Source organism: Mesorhizobium shangrilense (assembly GCF_040537815.1).
GTDB classification, from domain to species: domain Bacteria; phylum Pseudomonadota; class Alphaproteobacteria; order Rhizobiales; family Rhizobiaceae; genus Mesorhizobium; species Mesorhizobium shangrilense.
Window position 1 is genome coordinate 2,203,594 of record NZ_JBEWSZ010000001.1, and the last position, 26,705, is coordinate 2,230,298.

At 61.9% G+C, this 26,705-nt stretch carries 28 protein-coding genes; 11 read left to right on the top strand and 17 right to left on the bottom strand.

What is annotated here, in order from left to right:
- Nucleotides 1-5: 5 nt before the first annotated feature.
- On the bottom strand, nt 6-1,190 hold the full coding sequence (locus ABVQ20_RS11170) for an AI-2E family transporter (protein WP_354459550.1): 1,185 nt from the start codon (nt 1,188-1,190) through the stop codon (nt 6-8).
- Nucleotides 1,159-1,719 carry a CDP-alcohol phosphatidyltransferase family protein gene (locus ABVQ20_RS11175; protein ID WP_354459551.1) on the bottom strand — a complete coding sequence of 187 codons (561 nt, stop codon included), beginning with the start codon at nt 1,717-1,719 and terminating at the stop codon, nt 1,159-1,161. The genes ABVQ20_RS11170 and ABVQ20_RS11175 overlap by 32 nt, the downstream gene beginning before the upstream one ends.
- A 181-nt stretch (nt 1,720-1,900) precedes the next feature.
- Between ABVQ20_RS11175 and purM the strand changes: the two genes are divergently transcribed.
- Genes purM through ABVQ20_RS11190 form a run of 3 tightly spaced genes read left to right on the top strand, consistent with a single transcriptional unit; the run spans nt 1,901 to nt 4,208 of the window.
- Nucleotides 1,901-2,965 (top strand): phosphoribosylformylglycinamidine cyclo-ligase, encoded by a 1,065-nt coding sequence (gene purM / locus ABVQ20_RS11180; protein WP_354459552.1) that lies wholly within the window; start codon nt 1,901-1,903, stop codon nt 2,963-2,965.
- Nucleotides 2,962-3,669, top strand: a complete 708-nt coding sequence (gene purN, locus ABVQ20_RS11185; protein WP_354459553.1) for a phosphoribosylglycinamide formyltransferase — start codon at nt 2,962-2,964, stop codon at nt 3,667-3,669. Before purM ends, purN begins: the two co-directional genes overlap by 4 nt.
- Nucleotides 3,670-3,683: 14 nt before the next feature.
- A complete protein-coding gene (locus tag ABVQ20_RS11190) occupies nt 3,684-4,208 on the top strand; it encodes a SixA phosphatase family protein (RefSeq protein WP_354459554.1) in 525 nt (174 codons plus the stop codon).
- Nucleotides 4,209-4,289: 81 nt separating this feature from the next.
- Here the strand turns inward: ABVQ20_RS11190 and ABVQ20_RS11195 are convergent, their stop codons facing one another.
- Together ABVQ20_RS11195 and ABVQ20_RS11200 are read right to left on the bottom strand one after the other, a co-directional pair.
- Nucleotides 4,290-4,544 carry a DUF680 domain-containing protein gene (locus ABVQ20_RS11195; protein WP_354459555.1) on the bottom strand — a complete coding sequence of 85 codons (255 nt, stop codon included), beginning with the start codon at nt 4,542-4,544 and terminating at the stop codon, nt 4,290-4,292.
- Nucleotides 4,545-4,594: 50 nt separating this feature from the next.
- On the bottom strand, nt 4,595-4,807 hold the full coding sequence (locus ABVQ20_RS11200; RefSeq protein WP_354459556.1) for a DUF680 domain-containing protein: 213 nt from the start codon (nt 4,805-4,807) through the stop codon (nt 4,595-4,597).
- 499 nt (nt 4,808-5,306) lie between these two features.
- Here ABVQ20_RS11200 and ABVQ20_RS11205 point away from each other — a divergent pair, with 499 nt between their 5' ends.
- Both ABVQ20_RS11205 and ABVQ20_RS11210 read left to right on the top strand, forming a co-directional pair.
- Nucleotides 5,307-5,975 carry a response regulator gene (locus ABVQ20_RS11205; RefSeq protein ID WP_354459557.1) on the top strand — a complete coding sequence of 223 codons (669 nt, stop codon included), beginning with the start codon at nt 5,307-5,309 and terminating at the stop codon, nt 5,973-5,975.
- Nucleotides 5,965-7,323 (top strand): sensor histidine kinase, encoded by a 1,359-nt coding sequence (locus ABVQ20_RS11210; protein WP_354459558.1) that lies wholly within the window; start codon nt 5,965-5,967, stop codon nt 7,321-7,323. Before ABVQ20_RS11205 ends, ABVQ20_RS11210 begins: the two co-directional genes overlap by 11 nt.
- Nucleotides 7,324-7,337: 14 nt before the next feature.
- On the opposite strand, the gene ABVQ20_RS11215 is transcribed toward ABVQ20_RS11210, so the two are convergent.
- From ABVQ20_RS11215 to ABVQ20_RS11265, 11 genes are all read right to left on the bottom strand, one after another.
- A complete protein-coding gene (locus ABVQ20_RS11215; RefSeq protein WP_354459559.1) occupies nt 7,338-8,216 on the bottom strand; it encodes an ABC transporter permease in 879 nt (292 codons plus the stop codon).
- Between the two features lie 11 nt (nt 8,217-8,227).
- Nucleotides 8,228-9,037: an ABC transporter ATP-binding protein gene (locus tag ABVQ20_RS11220; RefSeq protein ID WP_354459560.1), complete on the bottom strand. Its 810-nt coding sequence runs from the start codon at nt 9,035-9,037 to the stop codon at nt 8,228-8,230.
- Between the two features lie 106 nt (nt 9,038-9,143).
- Nucleotides 9,144-10,100 carry an ABC transporter substrate-binding protein gene (locus tag ABVQ20_RS11225; RefSeq protein ID WP_435528413.1) on the bottom strand — a complete coding sequence of 319 codons (957 nt, stop codon included), beginning with the start codon at nt 10,098-10,100 and terminating at the stop codon, nt 9,144-9,146.
- Nucleotides 10,101-10,288: 188 nt separating this feature from the next.
- Entirely contained in the window at nt 10,289-11,137 is an 849-nt protein-coding gene (gene dapB, locus ABVQ20_RS11230) for a 4-hydroxy-tetrahydrodipicolinate reductase (protein ID WP_354462159.1), read from the bottom strand.
- 120 nt (nt 11,138-11,257) lie between these two features.
- Nucleotides 11,258-13,576 (bottom strand): cation:proton antiporter domain-containing protein, encoded by a 2,319-nt coding sequence (locus tag ABVQ20_RS11235; RefSeq protein WP_435528337.1) that lies wholly within the window; start codon nt 13,574-13,576, stop codon nt 11,258-11,260.
- A gap of 148 nt (nt 13,577-13,724) precedes the next feature.
- Nucleotides 13,725-15,833 (bottom strand): molybdopterin-containing oxidoreductase family protein, encoded by a 2,109-nt coding sequence (locus ABVQ20_RS11240; protein ID WP_354459562.1) that lies wholly within the window; start codon nt 15,831-15,833, stop codon nt 13,725-13,727.
- Nucleotides 15,834-15,918: 85 nt separating this feature from the next.
- Nucleotides 15,919-17,796 (bottom strand): ABC-F family ATP-binding cassette domain-containing protein, encoded by a 1,878-nt coding sequence (locus ABVQ20_RS11245; protein WP_354459563.1) that lies wholly within the window; start codon nt 17,794-17,796, stop codon nt 15,919-15,921.
- Between the two features lie 116 nt (nt 17,797-17,912).
- The gene (locus ABVQ20_RS11250) at nt 17,913-18,362 is read right to left on the bottom strand and encodes a Ros/MucR family transcriptional regulator (RefSeq protein ID WP_354459564.1); all 450 of its coding nucleotides are present in this window, start codon (nt 18,360-18,362) and stop codon (nt 17,913-17,915) included.
- 164 nt (nt 18,363-18,526) lie between these two features.
- Nucleotides 18,527-18,730 (bottom strand): hypothetical protein, encoded by a 204-nt coding sequence (locus ABVQ20_RS11255; RefSeq protein WP_354459565.1) that lies wholly within the window; start codon nt 18,728-18,730, stop codon nt 18,527-18,529.
- Complete coding sequence (locus ABVQ20_RS11260; protein WP_354459566.1) at nt 18,723-19,658, bottom strand: DMT family transporter; 936 nt, start codon at nt 19,656-19,658, stop codon at nt 18,723-18,725. The genes ABVQ20_RS11255 and ABVQ20_RS11260 overlap by 8 nt, the downstream gene beginning before the upstream one ends.
- Before the next feature lie 66 nt (nt 19,659-19,724).
- Nucleotides 19,725-20,558: a hypothetical protein gene (locus ABVQ20_RS11265; RefSeq protein ID WP_354459567.1), complete on the bottom strand. Its 834-nt coding sequence runs from the start codon at nt 20,556-20,558 to the stop codon at nt 19,725-19,727.
- A 111-nt stretch (nt 20,559-20,669) separates the two neighbouring features.
- Here ABVQ20_RS11265 and ABVQ20_RS11270 point away from each other — a divergent pair, with 111 nt between their 5' ends.
- Nucleotides 20,670-21,611, top strand: a complete 942-nt coding sequence (locus tag ABVQ20_RS11270) for a LysR substrate-binding domain-containing protein (protein ID WP_354459568.1) — start codon at nt 20,670-20,672, stop codon at nt 21,609-21,611.
- Nucleotides 21,612-21,663: 52 nt separating this feature from the next.
- Nucleotides 21,664-22,290 (top strand): GNAT family N-acetyltransferase, encoded by a 627-nt coding sequence (locus tag ABVQ20_RS11275; protein ID WP_354459569.1) that lies wholly within the window; start codon nt 21,664-21,666, stop codon nt 22,288-22,290.
- A 163-nt stretch (nt 22,291-22,453) separates the two neighbouring features.
- On the opposite strand, the gene ABVQ20_RS11280 is transcribed toward ABVQ20_RS11275, so the two are convergent.
- Complete coding sequence (locus ABVQ20_RS11280) at nt 22,454-22,966, bottom strand: DinB family protein (RefSeq protein ID WP_354459570.1); 513 nt, start codon at nt 22,964-22,966, stop codon at nt 22,454-22,456.
- 62 nt (nt 22,967-23,028) lie between these two features.
- Here ABVQ20_RS11280 and ABVQ20_RS11285 point away from each other — a divergent pair, with 62 nt between their 5' ends.
- The 4 genes from ABVQ20_RS11285 (at nt 23,029) to ABVQ20_RS11300 (ending at nt 25,857) form a co-directional block, all read left to right on the top strand.
- Nucleotides 23,029-23,721: a glutathione S-transferase family protein gene (locus ABVQ20_RS11285; protein WP_354459571.1), complete on the top strand. Its 693-nt coding sequence runs from the start codon at nt 23,029-23,031 to the stop codon at nt 23,719-23,721.
- 210 nt (nt 23,722-23,931) lie between these two features.
- Complete coding sequence (bluB, locus tag ABVQ20_RS11290) at nt 23,932-24,567, top strand: 5,6-dimethylbenzimidazole synthase (RefSeq protein ID WP_354459572.1); 636 nt, start codon at nt 23,932-23,934, stop codon at nt 24,565-24,567.
- 94 nt (nt 24,568-24,661) lie between these two features.
- The gene (gene ndk, locus ABVQ20_RS11295; protein ID WP_354459573.1) at nt 24,662-25,084 is read left to right on the top strand and encodes a nucleoside-diphosphate kinase; all 423 of its coding nucleotides are present in this window, start codon (nt 24,662-24,664) and stop codon (nt 25,082-25,084) included.
- 164 nt (nt 25,085-25,248) lie between these two features.
- Nucleotides 25,249-25,857, top strand: a complete 609-nt coding sequence (locus ABVQ20_RS11300; RefSeq protein WP_354459574.1) for a class I SAM-dependent methyltransferase — start codon at nt 25,249-25,251, stop codon at nt 25,855-25,857.
- A gap of 22 nt (nt 25,858-25,879) precedes the next feature.
- On the opposite strand, the gene ABVQ20_RS11305 is transcribed toward ABVQ20_RS11300, so the two are convergent.
- Nucleotides 25,880-26,644 (bottom strand): YbaY family lipoprotein, encoded by a 765-nt coding sequence (locus ABVQ20_RS11305; RefSeq protein ID WP_354459575.1) that lies wholly within the window; start codon nt 26,642-26,644, stop codon nt 25,880-25,882.
- Nucleotides 26,645-26,705 lie beyond the last annotated feature (61 nt).

Sequence of the window (26,705 nt, forward strand, 5' to 3'; positions counted from 1 at the left end):
CGGGCTCAGCGCGGTTGCGCGCCCTTGCCGCGGCGTGTCCGCAATGGCGGGGGGGGCTCGGTCCCTCGGCCTTTGTAGAGGGGCGATTCGAGATAGCGCGCTATGGCGAAGCGCACAAGCACGGCCATCGCGGCCGACGCCGGCACGGCGATCAGCAGGCCGACGAAGCCGAACAAGGCGCCAAAGGCGAACAGCGAAAACATCAGCCACACCGGATGCAGGCCGACGCTCTTGCCCACCAGCCTCGGCTGCAGGATGTTGCCCTCGATGAACTGGCCGACAAAAAACACGCAGGCAACGGCAACCACCATGGTCCAGTCAGGCCAGAACTGGACGAAGGCGACGCCGACGGCAAGCACCAGCCCCGTCAGCGATCCGACATAGGGAATGAACGAGATCAGCCCGGCGAACAGGCCGATGAGGATGCCGAAGTTCAGGCCGGTCAGGGTCAGGCCGGTGGCATACATGGCGCCCAGCACGAGGCAGAGCGTGCCTTGGCCGCGCACAAAACCAGCCGTCGCCGAGTTGATGTCGGCGGCGATTGCCCGCACCGTCTCGACATTGTCGCGTGGCACCCAGCTGTCGACCACAGCGACCATGCGGTCCCAATCGAGCAGCATGTAGAAGGCGACCACCGGCGTCACCACGAACAGGCTGACCACCGAGACCAGCGCCACGCCGGAGCTCCAGATGGATGTGAACACCGTCGAAAGGAGGCCGAAACCCGAGGTCAACAACGAACTCAGTCCGTCACGCAAGCCATTGGCGTTGACGCCGAATTTGTCCTCCAGCCATTTCGGGTCGAAGGAGGTGAGCAGAGTCTGCAGGCGCGTCAGATATTCCGGCAGCTTGCTGGCGAATTCGGCCATCTGGGTGGCCAGGACCGGGATAAGGACCACGAAGGCCAGCACCAGGACGACGAGAAAAGTAATGAGGATGACGACCGTCGCCATCAGGCGGGAAAGCCCGAGCCGCTCCAGCCTGTCGGCAACCGGATCGAGGAAATAGGCGAGCACCATCCCGGCCACGAAGGGCAGCAGGATGGCACTGAAAACATAGAGGAAAAGCGCAAGCAGGAACGCTCCAGCCAGCCAGAAGAAGACCTGCCGATGAATGCCGGAGGACGGCGCTGCCCCGGCGGTATCGCCGGCAGCCTCGTCAACCCGCGCCTGGTGTACTACCTTCGCCATAGCCGCTCATATGCCTCAGCCAAGCCACGAGATAGGCCGCGGCCGAAGCCACGGTCAAGACCCCGGACAGCAATATGAGCACCGGCCTCAACGGGTCGAGCTGAACGGTCAGGGCCAGTTCGCCTAGCACCACCGCGGCCAGAATGATCTGTATGGCCGTGTTCGCCTTCGATACGAACAGCGGTTTCATCTCGACCGGATGGTTCATGACGGTCGACAAGAGCACGGCACAGACGATCAGTGCATCGCGCGAGACCATGGTGACGACCAGCCACAGCGGCAGTTCGCCGATGAAGCCCATGACCACGAACACCGAGACCAGCAGCAGTTTGTCGGCCATCGGGTCCAGATAGGCGCCGAGGCGCGAATGTTGGTTGAAACGGCGGGCGATGAAACCATCGACGCCGTCCGAAATGCCGGCGATGAGGAAACCAGCGAAGGCCCAATCCCAGCGCATGTCCAGCATCGCCAGGACCACGGCCGGCACCAGCACTAGGCGCATGATCGTGATCATGTTGGGGATGGTCAAATGGATATCCCGTCGCTTTTGTTTTGCTGATACATGATGGAGACCATGCATGGCTGCAAGGACCAGCGGCGAAAGCCAGGCTGTCCACGCTTTTATCGGGGGCAAATGCCGGCCATTTCGCCGTTATCCTTGCGAGGCGCGAGCGTTCATGCGAAGAGCCCCGCAAAGCAGGGAAAGAGTGATGAGCAAGCGCAAGAACGGGCTCACCTACGCCGAAGCGGGCGTCGACATCGATGCCGGCAATCTGATGGTCGAGAAGATCAAGCCGCTGGTGCGCTCGACACGCCGGCCCGGCGCCGATGGCGAGATCGGCGGTTTTGGCGGCCTGTTCGACCTCAAGGCCGCCGGTTTCACCGATCCGGTCCTGGTCGCGGCCAATGACGGCGTCGGCACCAAGCTGAAGATCGCCATCGAGGCCGGCAAGCACGACACGATCGGCATCGATCTCGTTGCCATGTGCGTCAACGACATCGTCGTGCAGGGCGCCGAGCCGCTCTTCTTCCTCGACTATTTCGCCACTGGCAAGCTCGATCCCGACCAGGGGGCATCGATCGTCGGCGGCATCGCCCAGGGCTGCCGGCAGGCCGGTTGCGCGTTGATCGGCGGCGAGACGGCGGAAATGCCTGGCATGTATCACGGCAAGGACTATGACCTCGCCGGCTTTGCGGTGGGAGCCGCCGAGCGCGGCCAGTTGCTGCCGACCGACGACATCGTCGAGGGCGACGTGCTGCTCGGCCTCGCCTCCTCGGGCCTGCATTCGAACGGATTTTCGCTGGTCCGCCGCATCGTTGCCACCAGCGGCCTTGGCTGGGACGACCCGGCGCCCTTCGCCGACGGGCAGACGCTGGCCGAGGCGCTGCTTGAGCCGACGCGCATCTATGTGAAGTCGCTGCTCAAGGCGATCCGCGGCACGCACGGCATCAAGGCGCTGGCCCATATCACCGGCGGCGGCTTTCCCGAAAACATCCCGCGCGTGCTGCCGAAGGAGTTTTCGGCCGAGCTCGATCTCGACGCCATCGACGTCCCGCCCGTATTCTCCTGGCTGGCGAAGACCGGCGGCGTGGCGCCCGAAGAGATGATGCGCACCTTCAACTGCGGCGTCGGCATGATCCTCGCGGTCGCCTCGGGCCAGGCAGCGCAGGTCGCCGCCGTGCTGCAGGAGGCCGGTGAGACGGTGACGCCGATCGGCCGCATCGTGCCGCGCCGCGACGCCGGCGTCATCTATCGGGGCTCGATCGGCCTATGAGCAAGAAACGCACCGTCGTACTGATCTCGGGACGCGGCTCCAACATGACCGCGCTGATCGCCGCCGCCGGCGATCCCGCCTATCCGGCGGAGATCGTCGGCGTCATTTCCGATCGGGCGAACGCGGCAGGCCTCGGCATCGCGGCGGCGCGCGGCATCGCCACCAAAGTGATCACCCGGGCCGACCATGCCAGCAAGGACGCGCATGACGCAGCGATCGAAGCGGCGCTTGTCACCTTCGGTGCCGAGCTTGTGGCGCTGGCCGGTTACATGCGCATCCTCGGTGGTCGCTTCGTCGAGAAATGGAAGGGACGGATGGTCAATATCCACCCTGCCCTGCTGCCCGCATTCAAGGGACTGGACACCCACGCCCGGGCGCTGCGCGCGGGCATGCGCATTCATGGCTGCACGGTGCACTTCGTCACGCCGGACATGGATGACGGCCCGATCATCGCCCAGGCGGCCGTGCCGGTCATGATCGGCGATAATGAGGACACGCTGGCCGCGCGCGTGCTCAAGGCCGAGCATCGGCTCTATCCGCTGGCACTCGGACTGGTCGCGGAAGGCAAAGCGCGGATGGAAGGCGGCCACACCGTGTTTGCTCATTTCGTCGATGATGCCGATAACGGCACGTCGGTAGTCATGGCGCCCGATCCGGTGCGCGAGGAAGCCGATCTGGAACATCTGGCGCGGATCACGCCCTGAGCAGGGAGACCGGGATGGCGACAACGAGGCAATTGCTGCTCCTTCGCCATGCCAAGTCGAGCTGGGATGATCCCGACCTGACCGATTTCGACCGGCCGCTTTCGGCGCGTGGGCTGAAGACGGCTCCACTGATTGGACGCGAGCTTGCCAGGCGTGGCTGGCTGCCGGACATGGCGTTGGTGTCGCCGGCTCTGCGCACGCGCGACACCTGGAGGCTGGTGGCGGCGCAATTTCCAGCGAAGGTGCCGACCGAGTTTTTCCGTGCGCTGTATGACGCTTCGGCCGGGGATATCCTCGACCTGGTGCGGCAGGTGGATAACGCGACGGCCACCATGCTCGTGGTCGGCCACAATCCCGGACTGGAAGAATTCGCGCGCCTGCTTTCGGGTCCAGGCTCGAAGGCTTCGGCACTTCAAACACTGGCAGAGAAATTCCCGACTGCAGCCATTGCCCGTTTCGTGGTCAAAGGCGACTGGGCAACGCTCGCGCCGGGATCGGCCGAACTGACGCACTGTCTCAGGCCAAAGGATCTTGGCTAGAGGCCTGGGCGCATGCGTCCCAGCAAAAACAAGAACGGCGGGCCATGCCCGCCGCTCTTTGTGGTCAACGACGTTTGAAAATCAATGACCCCAGATGCCCTGGCCCGACTGAGCCGGCACATTGGCATTGGCGTCGCCCTGCGCCTGGTTCGGCTTCAGGATGGAGCCGGTAAACGAGTTGTCGATATTGGCATTGTCGAAATTGGCGGAATGCCTGATCGTCGACTGGGTGACAGCGGGCTGGCTCACATTATCCGAGCCATAATTGTCGCTACCTGCAAAAGCAGTGCCCGTGGCAAGGAGGATAGCGGCGGCGGTGAGTGCGATCTTGGTCATTTTAAGTACTCCTGATTCGAGATTTGGTTGAAGGGTTGAGCGCGGCGCGATCAGTGGTTACCGAAAAGGTCCCTGTCGCTGCCTTGCGTGACCGGCTTCTGGACGGCCGCGCCGTGATTCTGGATCGAGCCGGTGGTAGAATTGTCTATCGACTGCGTCACGGCAGGCTGATTGACGTTGTTGGATTGGAAATTGTCACTGCCGGCAAAAGCGGCGCCCGTGGCGACGAGCATGGCGGCGGCGGTAAGTGCGATCTTGGTCATTGTCGTTACTCCAGTATTCCGTAGTTCTGTCCGTCAAGTGGCGTGTGCCTTGGGAGGAATTCGCGTCGCTCGGACCACCCAGAAATGGGTTAGCCGGGCTGTTGGTTCCAATCACGAAGATGTTCCGGCGCCACCTGAATCCGGTTCTTGAAATGTCGCCAGGGGCTCCCAAGGCCCAATATTTTTCTATTTATTTCAACAGCTTAACTCTTACCAGTCACCCAAGCATCCCCGTGTTTTCTTGGCCGTCGTTCACCCCACGCTGCACGGTCCGTCAACAGAAACGAACCGTTCGGTTCGATTATTAAACATAAATGGACGTTGCGAGCCCGGGAACGCCTTTCCGCGGCGGTGAGAGCCGGGCATTTGCGTCGGGGCCTGATCAATATTATCGGTTATCGGGTGCGTTGATTTCCGGAACAGGCCGGGCCTCGCGTGCCGGCGTCCTTCGAAAGAGCAAAGGCCCACAATGGGCAGCACCCCGAAACAGGGATAGAAAATGCGGCTGCTGCTGGTCGAGGACAATCGTGAACTGGCGGATTGGCTGGGCAAGACCTTGCGGCAGGCAAACTACGTCGTCGACGTCGTCCATGACGGCGAGGATGTCGAGCATGCGCTGGCCGCCGGCGACCATGCGCTGGTGATCCTGGATCTCGCCTTGCCGCGCATGAGCGGCCTCGAAGTGCTGCGGACATTGCGGGCGCGCGGCAACCGGGTTCCCGTGATCGTGCTGACCGCCAATGCCAGCCTCGACGGTCGGGTCAAGGGCCTCAACGAGGGCGCCGACGATTATCTGGCCAAGCCGTTCCAGATCGAGGAACTCGAGGCGCGCATCCGCGCGCAGTTGCGACGCGCCAACGACCGGAGCGCACCCGTCGTTGCCTGCGGCGATCTCGTCTTCGACACCAACACGCGGCTGTTTTCATTGGCTGGCGAAACGCTGGCATTGACGCCACGCGAACATGCCGTGCTGGAGCAACTGATGGTGAAGGCCGGGCGCACGGTGAGCAAGGCGGCACTGTCGGCGGCGATCTACGATTTCGAGACCGATGCCGATCCCAGCGCCATCGAGATCTATGTGCACCGCGTGCGCAAGAAACTCGAAGGCTCGCGGGTTCATATCGTGACGCTGCGTGGCCTGGGCTATCTGTTGCGCCATGAGGATTAGCAGTCTCCGCCTGCAGCTTCTGGCCTGGGTGGTGCTGCCGCTGGCCGGGCTTGCCGCCATCAATCTATGGACCAGCCATGGCAATGCGCTGGCCACTGCCGATCTCGTCACCGACCGCATGCTGCTGGGCTCGGCACGGGCGATTGCGGAGCAGGTCACCATGACCGATGGTGTGCTGGATGCCACGATACCGCCGGCGGCGATCGAGATGTTCGATACCGGCGATCACGACAGCGTCTACTACCATGTCAAGACCGCACAAGGGCGGCTGCTGACCGGCTATCCCAACCTGCCGGAGGCAATGACGCCGCCCAGCACAGAAGCAACCTATCGCGACCATCGGCTGCGGCTGCTGAACTTCAGCCAGGCGGTGGTCGGCGCCGGCGAAGACTCGCCAATAACAGTCACCGTCGGCGTTACGCTTGCCGGGCATGATGCGATGGTGCGGCGGCTCTGGCTTGGCGCCTTCACACAGCAGCTGGCGCTGGTGGCGATTGCAGGCCTGTTCGTGCTGCTTGGTCTCCACCGGGGCCTGGGGCCGCTGATCAGACTGCGCGATGCGGTGCGTTCGCCAGACCGCAGCGACCTCGATCCGGTGGAAGTGCCGGGCGCTCAGAGTGAAATCCGGCCGCTGATCGACGCACTCAACGCCTATATGGCACGCGTGCGCGCGCAGATGGCGTCGCAGCGCCGCTTCATTGCCAACGCCGCGCACCAGTTGCGCACGCCGCTGGCGTTGATGTCGACGCAGGCGAGCTACGCACTGCGAGAAACTGGTCCCGATGCCCGCCATGAAGCGCTGGTGGCGCTGCAGGCGAGCTCCGGCCGCCTGGCGCGTCTGGCAGAACAACTACTGACCCTGTCGAGGGCCGAGCCAGGCAGCCGACGGCCGCGCGCCGACCGTGTCGACCTGACCGAAGCAGCTCGTCAGGTGCTGGAAACCCATGCACCGGTGGCCATCGGCCGCGATATCGATCTTGGCCTTGATGAGGCCGGGCCGGTTCCGGTGGTCGGCGACGGCACCATGCTGCGCGAGATGATCGTGAACCTGGTCGACAACGCGTTGCGTCACACGCCCCCCGGCGGCAGCGTCACCGTCACGCTGGCCTCGGTTGACGGCGAGGCCGTGCTTACGGTCGCTGACAATGGGCCTGGAATCCCCGAGGACGAACGAGACCACGTTTTCGAGCGCTTCTACCGCATCGCCGGTTCGGCCGAGGACGGCAGCGGGCTTGGGCTGGCCATCGTGCGCGAGGTTGTCGAAAACGCCGGCGGCCGCGTCACCCTTGGGGACGGCGCGACCGGCGGCCTGGTTGTCGAGGTGCGGCTGCCGCTGGCGGGCGGCTAGTCCCTTCGCGGTGCTTACTGTGTCTCGTGCAGCGGCTGGGGACGCCATTTCGCCAGGCGATCCTCGACCATCGTCATCAGATATTCCGCGCCGAGCGCCACCACCATGACAACGACGATCGCGGCATACATGCCGGCCGCGTCGAAGGATCCCTTGGCAATGTTGATCAGCAGACCGATGCCGTAGCGCGCGCCGACGAACTCACCAACGATCGCACCGATGATGGCGAAGCCGAAGCTGACATGCAGGCTGGCGAAGATCCAGCTCATCGCCGACGGGACGATCACCGAGCGCGTCAGCTGCCAGTTGGAAGCGCCGAGGATACGGGCGTTGGCGATCATCGCCCTGTCGGCCTCCCGAACGCCCTGGAATGCGTTGTGGAACACGACGAAGAAAACCATCACGAAGGCAAGCGCCACTTTCGAGGCGAGACCGAGGCCGAGGATCATGATGAAGATCGGCGCCAGAACCACGCGCGGGATGGAATTGATCACCTTGATGTAGATGGAAAAGATATCGGCCGCCATCCGGTTACGACCAAGCGCGACGCCGATAATGATGCCGGCGACGGAGCCCGTGACGAAGCCGATGACCGCTTCCTCCATCGTCACATAGAGATGGTACCACAGTGGGCCTTCGGACGTCCCTTCGGTCGTCCACTCGTACAGCCGCATCGCGATCGCGCTCGGCATTGCGTAGAAGAACGGATCGATCCAGGCCAGCCGCGCGGCAATCTCCCACAAGCCGAGAAAAGCCACCAGAATGGCGATGCGCCAGAACATTACGGAGCGGCGGCGGTGCTGGGCCGCCTTCGCGGCAGCGGCTTCGATTTCCGCGTCGGACGTGCCGGGCCTGAACGTTCCGGAGCTGATATCGATGGCGGCATCAGTCATGGCATTCCTCCTCAGGCTGCCGCACGCGCATAGCTGGTCTCGACCTCTTCCTTGAGATCGGCCCAGATCGTGCGCGAATAGTCGATGAACCTCTGTTCGTAGCGGATGTCGGCGACAACTCGCGGACGAGGCAGGTCGATGGTATAGACCGACTTCACGGTCGCAGGTCCAGCAGTCAGAACATAGACCTTGTCGGCCAACGCGATCGCCTCCTCCAGATCATGCGTGACGAAGACCACCGAGGCCTTTGCTTGCGACCACAGCCGCAGCAGTTCCTCGTGCATCAGCACGCGCGTCTGCACGTCGAGCGCTGAAAACGGCTCGTCCATGAGAAGGATCTCGGGTCCGTTGATGAACGTCTGGGCAAGCGCGACACGTTTGCGCATGCCGCCCGAAAGCTGATGTGGATAGTGATGCTCGAACCGCGATAGCCCAACGCGCGCCAGCCAGTCGCGTGCCGCGACGGTGGCGTCCGACTTCGCCTTGCCGCGAAAGAGAGGACCTGCCATCACGTTCTCGATCACAGTTCGCCAGGGGAACAGGGCATCGCTCTGGAAAACAAAGCCGATGCGCGGATCTATCCCCTTGACCGGCGCGCCCATGACACGAACCTCGCCGGCACTGGGGCTTGCCAGTCCTGTGACCAGGTTGAGGGTAGTGGATTTTCCGCAACCCGTCGGGCCGACAACAGCAACGAATTCACCGCGCTCGACGGTCATTGTGAAATCGCGCAGTGCCGTCAGCGATTTGCCGGTGGGCGAGAGGAAGCGACGGCTGACATTGATCAGTTCGATCGCCGGTGCATTTTTTTCTAGGGCCATGGTGGAACTCCTGGATACGAGCGGACGCCCGCCGTCGGCCAAGGCCGCCGGACGCGAAAAATGACAGGTGCCGGCGCGATGTCGTTCACCGCGCCGGCATCGCCTGCTACTTGGCGTTCTTGACGAATTCCGAGGTATAGGTCTTGGCGAGGTCGATCTGCTTGCCCTGCAGATCCTTCGAGAAGGCCGAAAGCACCGTCAGCACCGTCTCCGGTCCACCCTCGGGCATTATCCCGTCAGGGGTGAACATCGCCTTGCCGGCATCGAGCGCCTTCACATAGCCTTCCTTGTCGCCGACGTAGTAGTCCTTCGGCATCTTGTCGGCGATCTCGGCGCCGCTATGCGAATTGATGAACTTCTGCGTCTTGACGAACGCGTTGACCAATTTCTGCACGGTGTCCTTGTGCGCCTCGACCCAATCGGTCTGCATATAGAGGGAGGCGGCCGGGTATGTGCCGCCGAGAGCAGCCTTGGTGCCTTCCATCGTACGCATGTCGATAAGAACGGAGGCTTCGCCGGTCTTCAGCAGTCGTGTGATCGTCGGCTCGGTCGTCATGCCCGCCTGGATCTTGTCCTGCTGCATGGCGGCGATGAAGGTGGTGCCGGCGCCGACCGGAACCGAGGTGAAGTCACCGAGCTTCAATCCGTTCTTGACCGCGAGATACTGCGTCAGGAAATTCGTCGAGGAGCCAAGGCCGGTCACGCCAAGGCTCATGCCCTTGAAGTCGGCCGGTGACTTGATCTCGGGATGCTTTGTCGAAACGAGTTCGACTTCGCCTGGCGCCTGGCTGAACTGGACGATGGATTCAACGAACTTGCCCTTTGCCTGCAGGTCGATGCAGTGGTCGTAGAAGCCGACGACCCCTTGTACGGCACCAGCCAGCATCTCGTTTTCAGCATCGACGCCGGCGGGTTCATTCAGCAACTCGACGTCGAGCCCCTCGTCCTTGAAGTAACCGAGCGCTTCGGTCAGCTTGGCGGGCAGATAAATCTGTTTCTCGTAGCCGCCGACCATGATGGAAACTTTTTCGTCGGCGTGCGCGGACGGCGCGGACAAAGCCATGGTGGCGACGAGTGCGGTTGTGGCGGCTGAATCAAGCAGTATTCGCGCGAGCGACATGGCCTCTTCCCTTTGTTCGTTTCCCGCGCCCCTCCTCTCTCCCGTCGCTTGCGCGACAAATATGGGGGCGCTTGCCAACAGTTATGGCACCAACCTTTCATCCAGCTTTCAAGGCGATACCTGAAGTCACTTCAAACCTTACGAATCAGTAAGCTGTTATTCGCAGGCTGTGCGGTTCGCTCAACTGCTGACGAGGCAAGCTGTTCGTGTTTGCCCAGTCCCAGCACATCTAGCATATCGTATTCGCCGGGCGAGCGGCCCATCACGAAGAGCGCCGCCGCCACGGCTCCATGGGCGAACATGCCGCGGTCGCCCGCCGAATGCGACAACGTCACGGTTTCGCCCTCGGCGCAGAAGCTGACACTGTGATCGCCGACGATGCTTCCGCCGCGTATCACCGCAAAACCGATATCGCCGGGCCGCCGGGCGCCAATCATGCCGTCACGAGACCTGACAGCGACGACGTCGATGTCGACGCCACAGCCCTTGGCGGCGGCTTCGCCAAGCATCAGAGCCGTGCCCGACGGCGCGTCGACCTTATGGCGGTGATGGGCCTCGAAAATCTCGATATCCCAATCTTCGGGATCGAGCGCCCTCGCCGCTTGCTCAACCAACCCTATCAGCATGTTGAGCCCGAGCGAAAAACTGCCGGAGCGCACGATCGGGACGACTTTCGAGGCGTCGGCAATCACGGCAAGCTCGGCCGCGTCGAAGCCTGTCGAGCCGATCACCAGCGCCGGGCCGCCGCGCTCGGCACAAACGCGCGCCAGCGATGCCGATGCGGCAGGCGCCGTGAAGTCGATGACCACGTCGGCGACGGCAAGCGCTTCGTCCCGGCCGACCAGCCCCGCGCCGCTGGCGTCGGATCGATGGAAGCGAGCGACCAGCGCCAGTCGGGAATCGGCCTCGACCACCTCGGCCATTTGCCGGCCCATGCGGCCCAGCGCGCCGGCAATGGCAATTTTGATCGGCTGGGGCAAGGCGAGCTCTCCGAAGGCGTTCCCGATCATGATCCCAATCGGTCGATAGGCAAAGATCATGATCAAACAAGATGATAGAGCCAGGCTCTGTGAGAATGATTCAGGTGGAACGGAACCTGATCAACTTGTCGCGACCTTCAGTTCCGCACCGGCATCGGCTCGCTTCATGCGCTCGCTTGCCAGGAGGACGATCGGGCAATTGCAAGACGCTACAACAGCTGTCGCCGTATCGCCGAAGAACAGCTCGTCGCCCGGTCGTTGAGTGACGCCCATGACGATCATGGCGGCATTTTTTGAGGCCTCCCTGACGATTGCCTTGTCGGGAGTGGCACGTGTGCGGATCGCAGTGTCGACGGCAACGCCGTAGCGGTCAGCCAAATCGGCTATGTCCTTAAGAACGGCCTCTTCGCGGCGATGCGAAACGGAGGTCGACCTTCCGCCTCCGGCAGCGCCTTGCGAGACATAGAGAACCTTGACCCTCGCATGATGGGACCGCGCCAGCGCCAGCGCGAAATCGGCGGCACGGCGCGACACTTCCGTACCATTGACCGGAACGAGAATGCTGGTTCCCGCGCTCAGCGTCGGCATCTTGGCCGCGCCGCTGGCACCGTTCAGAACCAGGCAAAGCGGTCCGTCAAACCCTTCGGTGATGCCATTGAGTGCTTTGGTGAACGACCTCTTTTCCGTCAGCACGTCCTCAAGGCCGATCAGCAGCATTCCGTAGCCCTTGCGTGCTTCCTCGGCGATGGTCTCGCGCGTCGCCTGGGATTCGGTGCGTGCCGTCAGATGCACCTTCTCCACAAGTGTGTCTTCGGCCTGCTTGACCGCCCTGGCGCTCTTTTCCGCCCCTTTCTTGATCTCCTTCAGCGTGCCGTCCGGCACCCTCGCATCTTCCGACCTTGCGACGTGACCATCCTTCAGCCGCAGCAAGGTGGTGGGCATGCCGCTGCTGCCGCCGACCAGTCCCGCGAGATAGGCGGTGAACTTGCCAATCCGACTGTCGTCGACCAGCACCAGCAGCCGCTCCAGTTTCGAGACGAAGCCGCGTTCGTCCAATGTCTCGCGCTCGACCCGCTGCTTTTCCGCATGGCCGACCGGCAACCGGCCCAGCGCCCAGCGCAACATTGGCGGCATGGCCAGTGTGGTGAGCACCGCCATCGTGACGATCATGGTGAAGAGATTGTGGGAGAGAATGTTCATCGACAGGCCGATGCTGGCGACGATCACCTCGGTCGAGCCGCGCGCGTTCATCGCGCTGCCCACGGCGGTGGCCTCCTTGATGGACATTCCGGCAAGCTTGCCGCCGATGAACGCGCCGCCGAACTTGCCGATACTGGCAATGACGACAAGACACACCGTGAGCATGGCCAGGGTCGGGTCGGCAAGCACGGTAAGGTCGGCCGAGAGCCCGGCCATGCCAAAGAAGATCGGCATGAACAGCGCGGTGATGACTCCTCGAAGCTGCTCCTCGATATGCCCAGAAAGTATTGGCGACTCGCCGACCAGTATGCCCGCGACGAAGGCCCCGAGGACGGTGTGAACACCGATCAGATTGGTGATCAGCGCCATCACCCCCATGATGATGAGGATCATGGTGATAACGGCATATTCGCTGCGAAACGTGTCGTTGGTCCAGCGGATCAAGGTGAAGACCAGACGCCGGCCTATGGTGAAAGAGAAGAGCATAAAGGCAGCGACTTCGACGATGGTCGTTACCAGGGGCACCAGTTGCACACGGCCATTGGTGGCAATGCCGAAGGTAATGGCGATGATCAGCCAGCCGATCGTGTCCTCGATGATCGCCGAGGAGATGATGACCTGGCCGAGGTTGCGGCGCATGAAATTCATCTCGCGCACCACCATGGCGACGATCTTGACCGACGAGATCGACAGTGCGGTGCCGAGGAAGAGCCCGGCGACGACGCGTTGCGTCGGCTCCGGCAGCAGGCTTTCTGGCAGGAACTGCGCCAGCGCGAACCCACAGACGAAAGGCACGATGGTGCCGGTGATCGAGATGGAAAAGCAGGCGGCGCCAACCCTGCGAACCAGGCGCAGATCCGTCTCCATACCGGTCAACAGAAGCAGCATCAGGATGCCCAGTTGCGAGACCGCATCCATCATACTCTTCTGCGCGGGGTCGCTCGGAAAGATCAGATGCTGCGCCGAGGGCCACAGCCAGCCGAACAGCGACGGACCAAGCAGGATGCCTCCGATCAGCTGACCCATGATCGCAGGCTGTCCGTAACGCTGAAGCACTTCGCCCAAGCCACGCCCGACGACCAGCAGAAGAACGATCTGGGCGACAAAAATTCCTTCGCCCGAACCACCCATGCCTGATGTGTGGCTGGTCTCGGCCCCCCAGGCGCCGGTTGCAAACGCAGCCACCAATGTCCCCAGCAGAAGCGGGACGAAGGGTCGGGTCGACGTATGGGAAATCATCAAGCCCTCACCGCACGATGCGCGTGTCGCAATAACGCGCGACGCGCCGTTGCGTTGCCGATTTGCGTGAGTGAGTTGCTTCAGGTCACGACAAGGTCATCGCGTCGGCAATTCGATTGCGAATGTCGGCTGCCAGAGCGCTGGTCTCTCATTGCGCCGGGCGCAACCAGACCTTGTTGTCGTGGAAGGCGGCGCCGCCATAGGGGGCGGGCGCATCGGCGCCGGTCAGCACATTGATGCCCTCGCCGCGCTCATGGGCGCTGTTTGGCCATATGCCTTCGGCGATCACGACGCCACGCTTGATGCCGTTGAACAGCTTGGCATGCAGCACCACCTCGCCGCGCGTGTTGCCGATCTCGACGCGGTCGCCGTCCGCCAGACCGTGCGCCGCCGCATCATCGGGATGCAGCAGGAGCTCAGGGCGGCCTTCCTTGGCCTTCGACACCGGCGTTTCCGAAAAGGTCGAATTGAGGAAGTTGCGCGCCGGCGATGTCGTCAGCCGGAATGGATGCTCCTCGTCCGCCACCTCGATCAGGTCGACATGGTCGGGGAGTTCCGGCAGCTGCGCCACTGGGCCGAACAGGCCCATGCTCTTCGGCGGACGGTTGGGCGCCATTTGCCCGGTCCAGTTGGCGCGAAAGTGGAATTTTCCATCCGCATGGCCGAAGCCGTTGATGAAGTGTGCTGCCTCGAAATCCGGCTGCAGGTCGATCCACTTGTCTTCCTTCAGGCTGTCGAAGCTGCCCAGCCCGCGCTTGCCGAGGATGATGTCGATATGCTGTTGCTCGGTCAGACCGAAGCCCGGACGGTCGGCGACGCCGAGACGGCCAGCCAGTTCCTCGATGACGAAATGGTTGGTGCGCGGCCCTTCCGGCGGCTCGATCAGTTTTGGGCCGAGCGTGATGTGCTGGTTGCCGCCGCCCTTGTAGATGTCGTCGTGCTCGAGGAACATCGTCGCCGGCAGCACGACATCGGCGAGTTTCGCCGTGTCGGTCATGAACTGCTCGTGCACGCAGGTAAAAAGGTCGTCGCGTAGAAAACCCTGCTTCACCAGCCGCTGCTCCGGCGCGACATTCACCGGATTGGTGTTCTGGATCAGCATCGCCGTCACCGGCGGCCCGCCATAGAGCGCATCCGCCGCGCCGGTCAGCACCGGGCCGGTACGGGACTGGTCGAGATAGCGGATACCGGGATCGCGCATCTTCGAGCCTTCCAGCACATCCTGGTTGAGCTTGAAGATGCCGGAATTGGAATGGAAAGCGCCGCCTCCCTCATACTGCCAGCTGCCGGTAACAGCGGCGATGGAAGCGGCCGCGTGCATGTTGACCGAGCCGTTGCGCTGGCGCGCAAAACCATAGCCGAGGCGGAAATAGGTCTTTTTCGTCGTGCCCACGAGACGGGCGAAAGCCTCGATCTCGGCGACCGAAAGCCCGGTGATGGCAGCCGCCCACTCCGGGGTGCGCGTTTTCAGATGTTCCTCGAGCCCCTTCGGGTCATCCGTGTATTTTTCGAGATAGGCGCGGTCGGCCATGCCTTCCCTGAACAGCACATGCATGATCGCGCAAGCCAGCGCGCCATCCGTGCCGGGCTTCAGCACCAGGCCGAGATCGGCCTGCTTCATCGTCGCATTTTCATAGACGTCGATGACGACGATCTTGGCGCCGCGTTCCTTGCGGGCCTTGATGGCATGGGTCATCACATTGACCTGCGTCACCACCGCATTGGTGCCCCAGATCACCACGCAATCGGACTTCGCCATCTCGCGCGGATCGGGTCCGCGCAGGGCACCCGCTCCCATCATCCAGCCGGTCCAGGCCAGGTTGGTGCAGATCGAGCCGAAGAAACCGGAATATTTCTTGGCGTGACGCAGCCGGTCGATACCGTCGCGCTGCACCAGCCCCATCGTGCCGGCATAGTAATAAGGCCAGACCGTCTCCGAGCCATATTTTTCCTCTGCGGCGATAAACTTTTCGGCGACGAGGTCGAGCGCGGCTTCCCAGCTTGCTTCCTTCCAGATGCCATCGCCCTTGGCGCCCCCGCGCACCAGCGGCTTCAGCAGCCGATCGGGGTGGTGGACGCGGTCTGCATAACGGGCGACCTTGGCGCAGACGACGCCGGCCGTGTAGGTGTTGGCCTTGGCGCCATGGACGCGGCCGATGCGGTTGCCATCGAGCAGTTCGACCTCGAGCGCACAGGTTGACGGGCAATCATGCGGGCAGGCCGAATGGCCGATGCGAAGCTTGGCGTGCTGGTTCATGGGAGCATGTCTAGCGGGTTTCAAAGGGCGCGTGTAGGGCCAGATGATTAGCCAATCTCCCCACTCGTGATGGAGATTACGTTCTTCACTCCGCCGTGCCTTCCTCATATTCAGCCGACATGGTCAGCCACTTTTCCTCGTGGCCAGCCAGCGTCTGGGCGAGTTGTGAGCGCTCCTTGGCCAGCCGTGTCGCCGTCGACGGATCCTTTTCGTAGATCGCCGGATTGGCCAGCTCGTCCTCGATGCCGTCGATGCGCTTGCGGATGCGGTCCATCAGAGCTTCGGTGGCGCGGATTTCCTTGGCCAGCGGCTCGAACGCAGCGCGGCGCGCCGCTGCATCGCGGCGGCGGTCCGCTTTTGACGCCTTCTCGGCCTCGCGCTTGCCGCGGCGGTCGCCGGACACGCCGGTGACCAGCGTCTTATAGTCCTCCAGGTCGCCGTCATACGGATTGACCGCGCCGTCCTTGACCAGCCACAGTCGATCGGCCGTCGCCTCGAGCAGATGGCGGTCGTGGGAGATCAGGATCACGGCGCCGGGAAACTCGTTCAGCGCATGGATCAGCGATTCGCGGCTGTCGATGTCGAGATGGTTGGTCGGTTCGTCGAGGATAAACAGGTTCGGCCCCTCGAAGGCCGACAGGCCCATCAGAAGGCGCGCCTTCTCGCCACCGGAAAGGTCCTTGGCGGCGGTGTTCATCTTTTCCGTGGTGAGACCGAACTGGGCGACGCGGCCGCGCACCTTCGATTCCGGCGCCTCCGGCATCAGCCGGCGCACATGCTCGTAGGCGTTTTCCTCCGGTCGGAGATCGTCTAGCTGGTGCTGGGCAAAGATCGCCACCTTCAGGCCCGGCGCCACCGTCATGGTGCCGCTCTCCTGCTTCAGCCGGCCCGACAGCAATTTGGCGAAGGTCGACTTGCCATTGCCGTTGGCGCCGAGCAGCGCGATGCGGTCATCGGCGTCGATGCGCAAGGTCATCTTCTTCAGGATCGGCTGGCCTTCGGTATAGCCGACATTGACGTTGTTCAGCGCCACGATCGGCGAGGCCACCGTCTTCACCGGCTCCGGGAACGAGAACGGTCGCACCGCATCGTTGACGATGGCCGCGATCGGCTTCATCTTCTCCAGCGCCTTGATGCGCGACTGCGCCTGCCTTGCCTTGGAGGCCTTGGCGCGGAAGCGCTCGACGAAGGATTCCATGTGCTTGCGGGCGGCTTCCTGCTTGACGCGGCCCTTCTCCTGCAATTCCTTCTGCTCGGTATACTGCCGCTCGAACTGGTCGTAGCCGCCACGCCAGAAGGTCAGCTTCTTCTGGTCGAGATGGACGATCGAGTTGACGGCACGGTTGAGCAGGTCGCGATCATGCGAGATCAGAAGCACCGTGTGCGGGTATTTCGACACATAGTTTTCCAGCCACAGCGTGCCTTCGAGATCGAGATAGTTGGTCGGTTCGTCGAGCAGCAGAAGGTCGGGCTCGGAAAACAGCACGGCGGCGAGTGCCACGCGCATGCGCCAGCCGCCGGAGAAGGACGAGGCCGGGCGCCGCTGCGCCGCGTCGTCGAAGCCAAGGCCGGCAAGAATCGTGGCAGCGCGCGACTCGGCCGAATGCGCATCGATGTCGGCCAGCCGCATATGGATATCGGCGATTCGGTGCGGATCGGTCGCCGTCTTTTCTTCTTCAAGCAGCGCGGAACGTTCGAGGTCCGCCTTGAGCACGATCTCGATCAGCGGGTCCTCGGTGCCCGGCGCTTCCTGCGCCACCTGGCCAATGCGCGTGCTCTTCGGCAGGCTGATCGACCCGGTCTCGGAAGGGAAGTCGCCAGTGATTGCCTTGAACAGAGTGGTCTTGCCGGTGCCGTTGCGGCCGACAAGACCGGCCTTGGTGCCGGCCGGCAATGTCAGCGAGGCGTGGTCGAGAAGCAGGCGTCCGGCCATGCGGAGCGAAAGATCTGATATAACAAGCATGGCCGGGCTTTTGCACCGGACATCCGCGCTTCGCAAGACCTGAGCCGCCAATTGACGGCATCCGGCATGAAAAGCGCGGGACCGGCGCTATGACAAGCGGCCATGTCGACGCGTAATCAGGCAGTTGCCTTGCGCTTTGTCGTCTTGCCTACGACGGCCAGCGGTACTGCCGGCTTGCGGCCAAGTCCGGAAGACTTTGCCAGCGCCGACCTTGTAGCCGAGTAATTCGCGGCCACCATCGGGTAGTCCGATGGCAAACCCCATTTGGCCCGATAGTCGTCGGGGCTCAAACCATAGGTCGTATTAAGGTGGCGCTTGAGGGATTTGAACTTCTTCCCGTCTTCCAGGCAGATGATGTAGTCTGGAAATACCGACTTCTTCGGATTGACGGCCGGATTCAGGCTTACGCTTTCCGGGGCGGCAGCGCCGCTCAACCTTCCAACCGATGCCCTGACGCTCGCAATCAGATCCGGCAGGCCGGATACCGGGAGTGGATTGTTGCTTACATAAGCCGAAACAATATCGGCTGTGAGTTCGTTGATCGTTCTTTCGTCTATATTGGACAAGTATTTTGACCTTGCTGACGAAAACGTCGCCGGCCCTACTGAAGACTCTTCTCGACGTCTCGGTTTAACTGCGATCCCCAACGGACCACCAAGCCCCGATAGACTACCTTGACTCAGTACATGTACGTTTCCATGAAAGACTGGAGTCGGGCAAATTAGAAAATCTAATACTTGGAAGCAGAGGCCTGGGCTGGTTGGTGGTCAGCCAGTATCTCAAGAACACGTTTCCACCGGGCACAACGACTGAAGTCCTTTTGTTCAATCGCTTTTTCGGCCTTCAGCGCGGCGTAGAGCGGTGCTTCCGCACCGAATTCCCTGACCAGCCAATGTGCTTCCTGTCTTGCGAGGCGTTCATTTTCGTCAAGCATGGTTTCCAGCCTCCGAACGTTCCGTGCCGACCGCTATACAACTACCGATGACAAGAACCGCGCCGACAGCGGCCGTCACGGTCAACCGCTCGCCAGACAGGGTCAAAAGCAGTGTCGAGGCGATCGGCGTGAGATACGCGACGACAGCAACCCTGCCGCCATCAAGCTTCATGGCACGCGACCAGAAGTAATAACCCAGACCCATCGGGCCAGCCCCAAGATAAAGCCCCAGAAATAGATCCGGTTCAATGCGCCAGGCGACAGCATCGTTAACACACCATAAGAATGTGATGACTACGCCGATCAGGGCAGACGGCAGCAACAGGCGCTCCGGCGAGGCTGCAAGGCGCCCGACGGCAATAGAGTAAAAGGCCATGCACACGGCCGAGCCGAACGCCGAGGCATATCCGATGACATTGCCTTCAGACCATGATGGGTGGCGGCCACCCGAAATCACCAACATGACGCCGATGAATCCGAGTGCGGAGGCAATAGCCAGCAATGCCGGGCGTCGCGCTGTCGCGAGCATGATCATCGCCGCGGCGACCATCAAGGGCCAAGTATAGGCGACGAGATTAGCTTCGATCACCGGCATCGACGCGAAGGCGATGTATTGCAAGACCATGGTGCCGACGAGGCCTATCAACCCGACCAAGATCGGAATGAGACCCGTCCTGGCGTCAACCAAGCCGACGCTCAACGAGACTTTTTCCTGGCTCATTAGCCTGATTGCGGCGAAAACCAGGGCCGCACCGACGAACTGCAGGAACTGCACCAGCGATACCGGATGACGTTCCAGCAAGGATTTGCCGACCAGGGCGTTGGTCGACCAGAGCGCGACCGCACCGGCGGCGAACGCCAGCGCGGATCCGTAGGCCGATCCATCCCGAGGGGCTCGGGATGGGGCTCCATCATTCTGTTTGGCCATGCTCTGTTGCGAAACCACGATTCCGCTTTCGCACCTGGCTGACCTTTGGTCCGCTGCCATGGCTCGCTACCATGTATCCCTTGCCGCGACCGGCACCGGCGCGTCGGCTTCCGCCGAAACATGAAGTTCCTCCTCATGACGGCGATAGGCAGGCAGTTGGTTGGTCCAGACATCTTCAGCCAGTTCGTTGACCCATTCACGGTCGTGATCGTTGTCGGCGGCAAGATAGAACATGCGGTTGTCGTCGATATAAGGCTTGGCCACCGATCGCTGGTTGAGCACCAGGGTGACGCGCTCGCCATGCTGGATGGGCGCGGTGCGGTGCAGAACGCCGAGAAACTGGCCAAGCGTCGCGTATTCCATCTTGTGGTCGATGCGCATGACGCGATTGCGCGGGATCTCGCGACCGGTTTCCAGGATGGCCCTGCCCTTTTCGCTGTTGTCGCAGTAGATTTCGAGGTGGCCACCGATCAATTGGTCGCTGATCGAGAGCGGAACGAGTTCGGTTACCGGAACGCCGTCGCAATGCCATTCGACGGCGCCGTCCCTTGGATTCATGAACGTAACGGTCGAACCGACGATCGACAGCGGATAAGGCTCGAGCCGGGTTCCCATCATGTCCGACAGCCGCTCCAGCCGAAGCTTGTCATTGATGAGCTCCCTGATTTCGGGGATGTAGCGGTCAGCGCCAGTTATGAAGGTCAGGTCGAGATGCTTGTGCACCGCGTGGCTGGCCTTGAGCTTCAGCGCTGCTTCCTCGATGGCGGCCAGCAGCGCAGGGTCATAACCGTGAAGATATTGCGCGACGCCGAAACTCGAAATCTTCCACGCCGTATCATGACCGATGATGGCTTCACGGCTCATCGCATAGCGCAGGTCGGGGATGGTGAGTGCGTTCATTCTACTTCTCCAGGATGTGGTGAGACTTGAACGACAGTCGATTATGTTAGCCACCCCTGTAAAATTAGGAATGCTGGTGCTACCCTAAGCCCAGCTTAAGGTCGAAAACCCGTGCGTCTGCTCAGTCAGGTCAACCTCAACTCATTGAAGATCGTGGAAAGTGCCGCACGGCACAGGAATTTCACGCGCGCCGGCGAAGAGCAGTTCATAACGGCCTCCGCCGTCAGCCAACGTGTCAAGAGTCTTGAAGACCAGTTGCGCTTCAAGATCTTCCTGCGCGGCGGCAATGCTGTTTCGCTGACGCCGGAGGGCGAGACCTACGTTTCACGCGTTCGCGAAGCGCTGGAGCGGATCGTCGCCGCGAGCATGGAAGCGACGGGGCAGTCACAGGAGCATGTGTTGAAAATATCCGTGTTGCCAACCTTCGCCGCGCGCTGGCTGTTTCCGCGCCTGCCACAGTTTCAGCAGCGGTATCCCGACATCGAGATGCGCGTTTCGACCTCTTATGCAACGCATGAGTTCGCAACTTCGGAGTATGATGTCGAAATCCGATATGGCGACGGCAGCTTTCCCGATCTGCGCTCCGAGCTGCTGTTCAAGGAAGACCTGACGCCGGTCTGCAGCCGAAAACTCTTCCATCAAGTGCTGGGCGACAAACCGGTTTCGAAGGTGATGCCGGAAGATCTGCGCCACTTCACACTCCTGCATTCCGACACCTGCACCCATAATTGGGAATCCTGGCTTGGTTTTGCCGGCGCCAGCTTCGTGCTCAGCGAAACCAAAAGCATCTATTTCGATTCATGCATGATGTCCTATGAAGCAGCCAATGCAGGAATGGGTTTTGCCGTCGCGAACCGTGCCTACATGGCCAGCGACATCCGCGCCGACAGACTGATGGCACCATTCGCCGTTCATCATCCGAACACAGCCGGTTGGTATTTTGTCTGTCCAGACAAGACGCTTGCCGCCCGCAAGGTGTTGTTGTTCAAGCAATGGATCATGGCCGAAGCCGGGTTGACGCAACGCCAGTTGGATATCGAGATTGGCGCCTGAGCGTCGATGATCCCTGGAGCGATTCGTTCCTCGAGTTGAGAGCTATCGGTTGATGGACGCCTACGCCCAAACCATACAGCCCGTGCTGGTCGGCAAGACCATTGAACTCAGGCCCCTTCAGCAAGAACATTCGCAGGGTCTTCTGGATGCGGCCGCGGACGGCGAATTGTGGAACATGACAACCACCGTCGTTCCTGCGCCCGGCACCATCGATGAATACATTGCCGCCGCCTTGGCGGGTCGGCAGGCCGGAACCGTGATGCCTTACGTCATAGTCATCAGCAACACGGGACTGCTGTGCGGAAGCACGCGGTTCTGGAAGATCGATCGCAAGAACAGAAAGCTGGAGATCGGGCATACCTGGCTTAGTGGCTCGGTCCAGCGATCAGGGGTCAACACCGAGGCCAAGTACCTTCTTTTGACCTATGCGTTCGAGGTCATGGAATGTGTGCGCGTACAATTCACCACGGACGAACTCAATGACAGGTCGAGAGCGGCCATTTTGCGAATTGGAGCAAAGCAGGAAGGGATCGTTCGCAACGAGCGGATCATGCCCGATGGGCGCAAGCGCAATTCTGTCCGCTTCAGCATCATTGATTCCGAGTGGCTCGACGTAAAGACGATGCTGCGGCAGAAAACGAGCCGACAGTGCGTGTCGGTCGGGAAGCTCGATCAATAGCTTTCCGACAAGCCGGCGAATAATCGCACCATGACGCAGGGGAAAGACTCAGCTAGCATCAGATTTGCGGCGGACCTGATTTCCGCTTGGCCGGCGCTTTTTCCTCCCAAGCGGCGCCGGCCTTCTTCCATGGCATTCCGACTTCAATGACATTCCGATGAAATCAGGCGAAGGCCCTGCCCTCCTCGGTGCGTTGGAACAATGCCAGATCCAATCCAAGGCTTGGCCGACCCAGGATGGTCAGAATGGTATGCGCCTGGCCGCGATGATGGGTCTGGTGGTTGAACAGATGGGCAAGCGCCGGCGCCTGCCGCTGCGAGACAGTGCGCATGTCGGAGACGGTCATGTAGGTGAAGCGACCCGAAAGCGCCTTGTCGCTGAGCCCCCCGACCCAGTCGATGATCCGCCTGTCCTCGGCCTCGCGCGCGCCACGCAATACGGGCAAAGCCCGGTGAAGAATCGCGTCCAGGGTGGTTGGCGCGTCGCCCTCGCCGGTGAAGCGCTTCATCCAGATGCGATCGGTGGTCAGGAGATGATTGAGAGTGCCCATCAGCGAGCCGAAGAAAGCGCCGGTGTGGCGATTGAATTCCTCGTCGTCGAGCTCGGCCGCCGCATCATAGATGCGGCCATTGGCCCATTGATTATAGGCCGCGAACATCATGAAATGCTGTTTCAATCTTTTTCTCCCGGCCCCGCATTCGGCTCGGGCCTACCTAAACCGCAGGAACGCCAACGCCAATGACCATTTTGCTCTATGATCTCGTCGGGCATGACGCCGCCCGTCCGTTCAGTCCGCATTGCTGGAAGGCGGCGATGGCGCTTGCCCACAAGGGGCTGGACATCTCGACCGTCCCGACGCGTTTTCTCGAGGTGCCAACCATCGAAGGCGGCGCGTCGAAAACCGTTCCGGTAATCCGCGACGGCGAGACGGTCGTTGCCGACTCCTTCGCGATCGCTGTCTATCTTGATGAGGCTTACCCGGAACGGCCGACGCTGTTTGGTGGTGACGGTGGCAAGGCGATGGCGCGTTTCATCGAACGCTGGTCGCAGCTGACAATCCATCCCTACGTCACCACTGCGGCGCTGATGGACCTTTACGGCATGCAGGACGAGGCGAACTCGGTCTACTTCAGGCAGAGCCGCGAGGCGCGGCTCGGCAAGAGGCTGGAGGATGTCACGGCTGCTCGCGATGCCGGACTTGGCGGCTTTCGCACCTCGCTGGAGCCATTGCGCTCGACGCTTGCCTATCAGCCGTTCATCGGCGGCCCGTCGCCGCTGTTTGCCGACTACATCGTCTTCGGTGCACTGCAGTGGGCACGCATTGCTTCGCCCTATCGGCTGCTCGACGACGGGGATGTCGTGGCACAGTGGTTTGAACGCTGCCTCGACCTCAATGGCGGTCTCGGCCGAAAGGTCTCCGCTGCGGCCTAGCGACATCTGTTCCACTCCCGCTTCGATCGGTGCCCGCACACGACGCCGGTCGACAGCTCTCGTCATCACGCCGAATTGAAGGGTGAGACAATCCGCTCCCCTGTGAAATGCGACAATGCGGCTGCACAAGCGTCGCTTCGGGCATCTCATTACAGGCCCGATCCAGGCAAGAGTGACGAACACCCAAATATACAAAGGCAGCGCGACGGCATGACGTCAGGCCCCGAATTCCTCGACGGCTTTCGCGCCGAGCTCCTCAACCTTTTCCTGTGGCGAAGAGACGTGCGCCGTTTCAAGCCGACGCCGCTTCCCGAGGGAGCCCTGGAGCGGTTGCTGGGCCTTGCCAGCATTGCCCCCTCTGTAGGACTGAGCCAGCCCTGGCGGTTTGTCGTGGTGCAAAGTCCGGAGCGCCGTGACGCGGTCAGAGCCAGTTTTGAACAGTGCAATGCGCAGGCGCTCGCATCATTCTCGGGAGAGCGCGCCTCGCTCTACGCGCGTCTGAAGCTCGCCGGCTTGACCGAGGCACCCTGCCAGTTCGCGGTTTTCGCCGACCGCACGACCGAACAAGGGCACGGGCTTGGCCGCCTGACCATGCCCGCCACCATCGAATACTCCGCCGTGATGGCTGTTCATACCTTGTGGCTGGCGGCGCGCGCCGAAGGAATAGGCATGGGCTGGGTCTCCATTCTCGATCCGCTTCAGATGACGAGGATACTGGAAGCGCCCCCCGAATGGACATTCATCGGCTACTTCTGCGTCGGCTACCCGACCGAGGAACAATGCACGCCGGTGCTGGAGCAGGAAGGCTGGGAGTTCCGGCGCCCCTCGACCATCATAACGCGCTGACGACAACGACGCCTGCTTCCCCTTGGCAATGCGCCGGGCGGCTTGTATAGAGCCCGCCACTCCTAACTCCATTCCTCATCACAAGGACGACCACATGGCGCTCGAACGCACCTTTTCCATGATCAAGCCGGACGCGACCCGTCGCAATCTCACCGGCGCCATCACAAAGATGCTGGAGGATGCAGGCCTGCGCGTCATCGCTTCGCGTCGCGTCTGGATGAGCCGCCGCGAAGCCGAGGGCTTCTACGCCGTCCACAAGGATCGGCCGTTCTTTGGCGAACTGGTGGAATTCATGTCGTCGGCGCCGACGGTGGTCCAGGTTCTCGAGGGCGAGAACGCGATTGCCAGGAACCGCGAAGTGATGGGCGCCACCAATCCGGCCAACGCCGCCGAAGGCACCATCCGCAAGGTCCACGCCTTGTCGATCGGCGAGAATTCGGTGCACGGCTCCGACGCGCCGGAGACGGCAGCAGAAGAGATCAAGTACTGGTTCTCGGACACCGAGATCGTCGGCTGAGCTGACAGTCCAGACAGTAAGTCATGATGAAAGGCCGGCGAAACGCCGGCCTTTTTCGTACCGGAGATAGCGCAGCACCCGTGGTGCCCCATATGAAGTCTTTCAAGCTGGTCTCACACGGGATGCATGCATAAACAGGGCATCGATATGGAGGTGACCCAACCTTGACCAGCGCCATTCCCGGATTCTTCCAAGGCACCGACATGCCGACCAGCGGATGGTGGGAAGTGCTCTGGCCTGACCCCGCTTCCGTGCTGGCCGCAACGGGGGTCAAGCCAGATATGGATGTGATCGACCTGTGCTCCGGTGATGGCTGGTTCACATTGCAGATCGCCAGAATCGCACGCCATGTCACGGCCATCGACATCGATGCCGAATTGCTTGAGGTCGCCCGACAGCGACTGAACGAAAGCGGCGCAACGAATTGCGACTTCGTGGCGGGAGACGCCTATGAACTCGCTGGGCTGGTGTCTCGACCCGCCGACTTCGTTTTCATGGCAAACGCCTTTCATGGCGTTCCTGACCGCCCTCGCCTGGCCCGCACCGTCCATGCGACGCTTACCCCGGCCGGGCGTTTTGCCATCGTAAACTGGCATCAGACCCCGCGCGAGAAAACCATCGTGATGGGCGAGCCTCGCGGGCCGAAGACCGAGCTAAGATTGTCTCCTGAACAGACTGTCGCCGCCGTCGAGCCCAGCGGCTTGCAGCTTGCAAGCCTGGTCGAAGTGCCGCCCTATCACTATGGCGCCGTGTTCGAAAAATCGACCGCGTGAGAGTTGGTCGCTGACGATCACCTCAGCTTGCCGCGCCAAAACGCAGGATGTCGCGGTTGTTCTTGTCGGCGATGATCAGCTTGCCGGCATCGATGCGGAAGGACGCGGCTTTGGACAGCGCCTCGAACATCGCCTTCTCCTCGGCCATGACCTCGGGCGCGCAAGCCTTGAAGGTCGAGCCGATGTTGCTGATCGTTATGGACTGGCCTTCGACCTTGGCGTTGGCGAAGTAGACGTTGCAGGGGCCGCTGCCGCCGGCCTTCCCGGCCTCGCTGATCCGGAACGTCGCTCGCGGATCCGCAATCGCGCCGATGCCGTCGACATATTCGACGACCCAGCTTTGCCCGAAGACCTCCGCCGGTTCGGCCGATGCCTGCGGCACCATCTTCAGAAGGATGGTCTGCGGCGCATCGGTCAGCGGATCGACCTGATGGCTGGTGTCACTGATGAACATGAGCTTGTTGTCGACGGTGATGCGCGCCTGCAGCGCATAGGTCATTCGCGGCCGGATCGCCGACGAATCGAACTTGATTTCGAAACTGATCGGCACCTGGCCGGCCGGCGACACCTTCTGTTCTCCGATGATCGCGGCCAGCGCATCGGCCAGCGAAACATCGGCCAATTGCACGGAAAGAACGGCGTTAGGCGGCAGTGCGATGCGCTCGCGGTACACAACCTCGCCTTTCACCGCTTTCTCGGCGGCGACCGACAGTTCCGGCACAGCCAGAATGCCGACGACCAGCGGCGCGAACCCAAAGATGAAGAACTCGGCGATCCTGTCCAGCATGACCTTGCTCCCTTTGCCACGTGCAGTTGGCCCAAGAAATACGGTCGTTCCGTGACAGGCT

Bases quoted from the DNA above. Each gene is read 5' to 3' on its own strand.
- purM (WP_354459552.1), top strand. From the start codon at position 1,901: ATGAGCAAGCGCAAGAACGGGCTCACCTACGCCGAAGCGGGCGTCGAC.
- ABVQ20_RS11285 (WP_354459571.1), top strand. From the start codon at position 23,029: ATGACCATTTTGCTCTATGATCTCGTCGGGCATGACGCCGCCCGTCCG.
- ABVQ20_RS11195 (WP_354459555.1), bottom strand. From the start codon at position 4,544: ATGACCAAGATCGCACTCACCGCCGCCGCTATCCTCCTTGCCACGGGC.
- ABVQ20_RS11220 (WP_354459560.1), bottom strand. From the start codon at position 9,037: ATGGCCCTAGAAAAAAATGCACCGGCGATCGAACTGATCAATGTCAGC.
- ABVQ20_RS11170 (WP_354459550.1), bottom strand. From the start codon at position 1,190: ATGGCGAAGGTAGTACACCAGGCGCGGGTTGACGAGGCTGCCGGCGAT.
- ABVQ20_RS11275 (WP_354459569.1), top strand. From the start codon at position 21,664: ATGGACGCCTACGCCCAAACCATACAGCCCGTGCTGGTCGGCAAGACC.
- purN (WP_354459553.1), top strand. From the start codon at position 2,962: ATGAGCAAGAAACGCACCGTCGTACTGATCTCGGGACGCGGCTCCAAC.
- ABVQ20_RS11210 (WP_354459558.1), top strand. From the start codon at position 5,965: ATGAGGATTAGCAGTCTCCGCCTGCAGCTTCTGGCCTGGGTGGTGCTG.
- ABVQ20_RS11200 (WP_354459556.1), bottom strand. From the start codon at position 4,807: ATGACCAAGATCGCACTTACCGCCGCCGCCATGCTCGTCGCCACGGGC.
- ABVQ20_RS11240 (WP_354459562.1), bottom strand. From the start codon at position 15,833: ATGAACCAGCACGCCAAGCTTCGCATCGGCCATTCGGCCTGCCCGCAT.
- ABVQ20_RS11305 (WP_354459575.1), bottom strand. From the start codon at position 26,644: ATGCTGGACAGGATCGCCGAGTTCTTCATCTTTGGGTTCGCGCCGCTG.
- ABVQ20_RS11255 (WP_354459565.1), bottom strand. From the start codon at position 18,730: ATGCTTGACGAAAATGAACGCCTCGCAAGACAGGAAGCACATTGGCTG.
- ABVQ20_RS11225 (WP_435528413.1), bottom strand. From the start codon at position 10,100: ATGGCTTTGTCCGCGCCGTCCGCGCACGCCGACGAAAAAGTTTCCATC.
- ABVQ20_RS11205 (WP_354459557.1), top strand. From the start codon at position 5,307: ATGCGGCTGCTGCTGGTCGAGGACAATCGTGAACTGGCGGATTGGCTG.
- ndk (WP_354459573.1), top strand. From the start codon at position 24,662: ATGGCGCTCGAACGCACCTTTTCCATGATCAAGCCGGACGCGACCCGT.
- ABVQ20_RS11190 (WP_354459554.1), top strand. From the start codon at position 3,684: ATGGCGACAACGAGGCAATTGCTGCTCCTTCGCCATGCCAAGTCGAGC.
- ABVQ20_RS11215 (WP_354459559.1), bottom strand. From the start codon at position 8,216: ATGACTGATGCCGCCATCGATATCAGCTCCGGAACGTTCAGGCCCGGC.
- ABVQ20_RS11245 (WP_354459563.1), bottom strand. From the start codon at position 17,796: ATGCTTGTTATATCAGATCTTTCGCTCCGCATGGCCGGACGCCTGCTT.
- ABVQ20_RS11265 (WP_354459567.1), bottom strand. From the start codon at position 20,558: ATGAACGCACTCACCATCCCCGACCTGCGCTATGCGATGAGCCGTGAA.
- bluB (WP_354459572.1), top strand. From the start codon at position 23,932: ATGACGTCAGGCCCCGAATTCCTCGACGGCTTTCGCGCCGAGCTCCTC.
- ABVQ20_RS11235 (WP_435528337.1), bottom strand. From the start codon at position 13,576: ATGATTTCCCATACGTCGACCCGACCCTTCGTCCCGCTTCTGCTGGGG.
- ABVQ20_RS11260 (WP_354459566.1), bottom strand. From the start codon at position 19,658: ATGGCCAAACAGAATGATGGAGCCCCATCCCGAGCCCCTCGGGATGGA.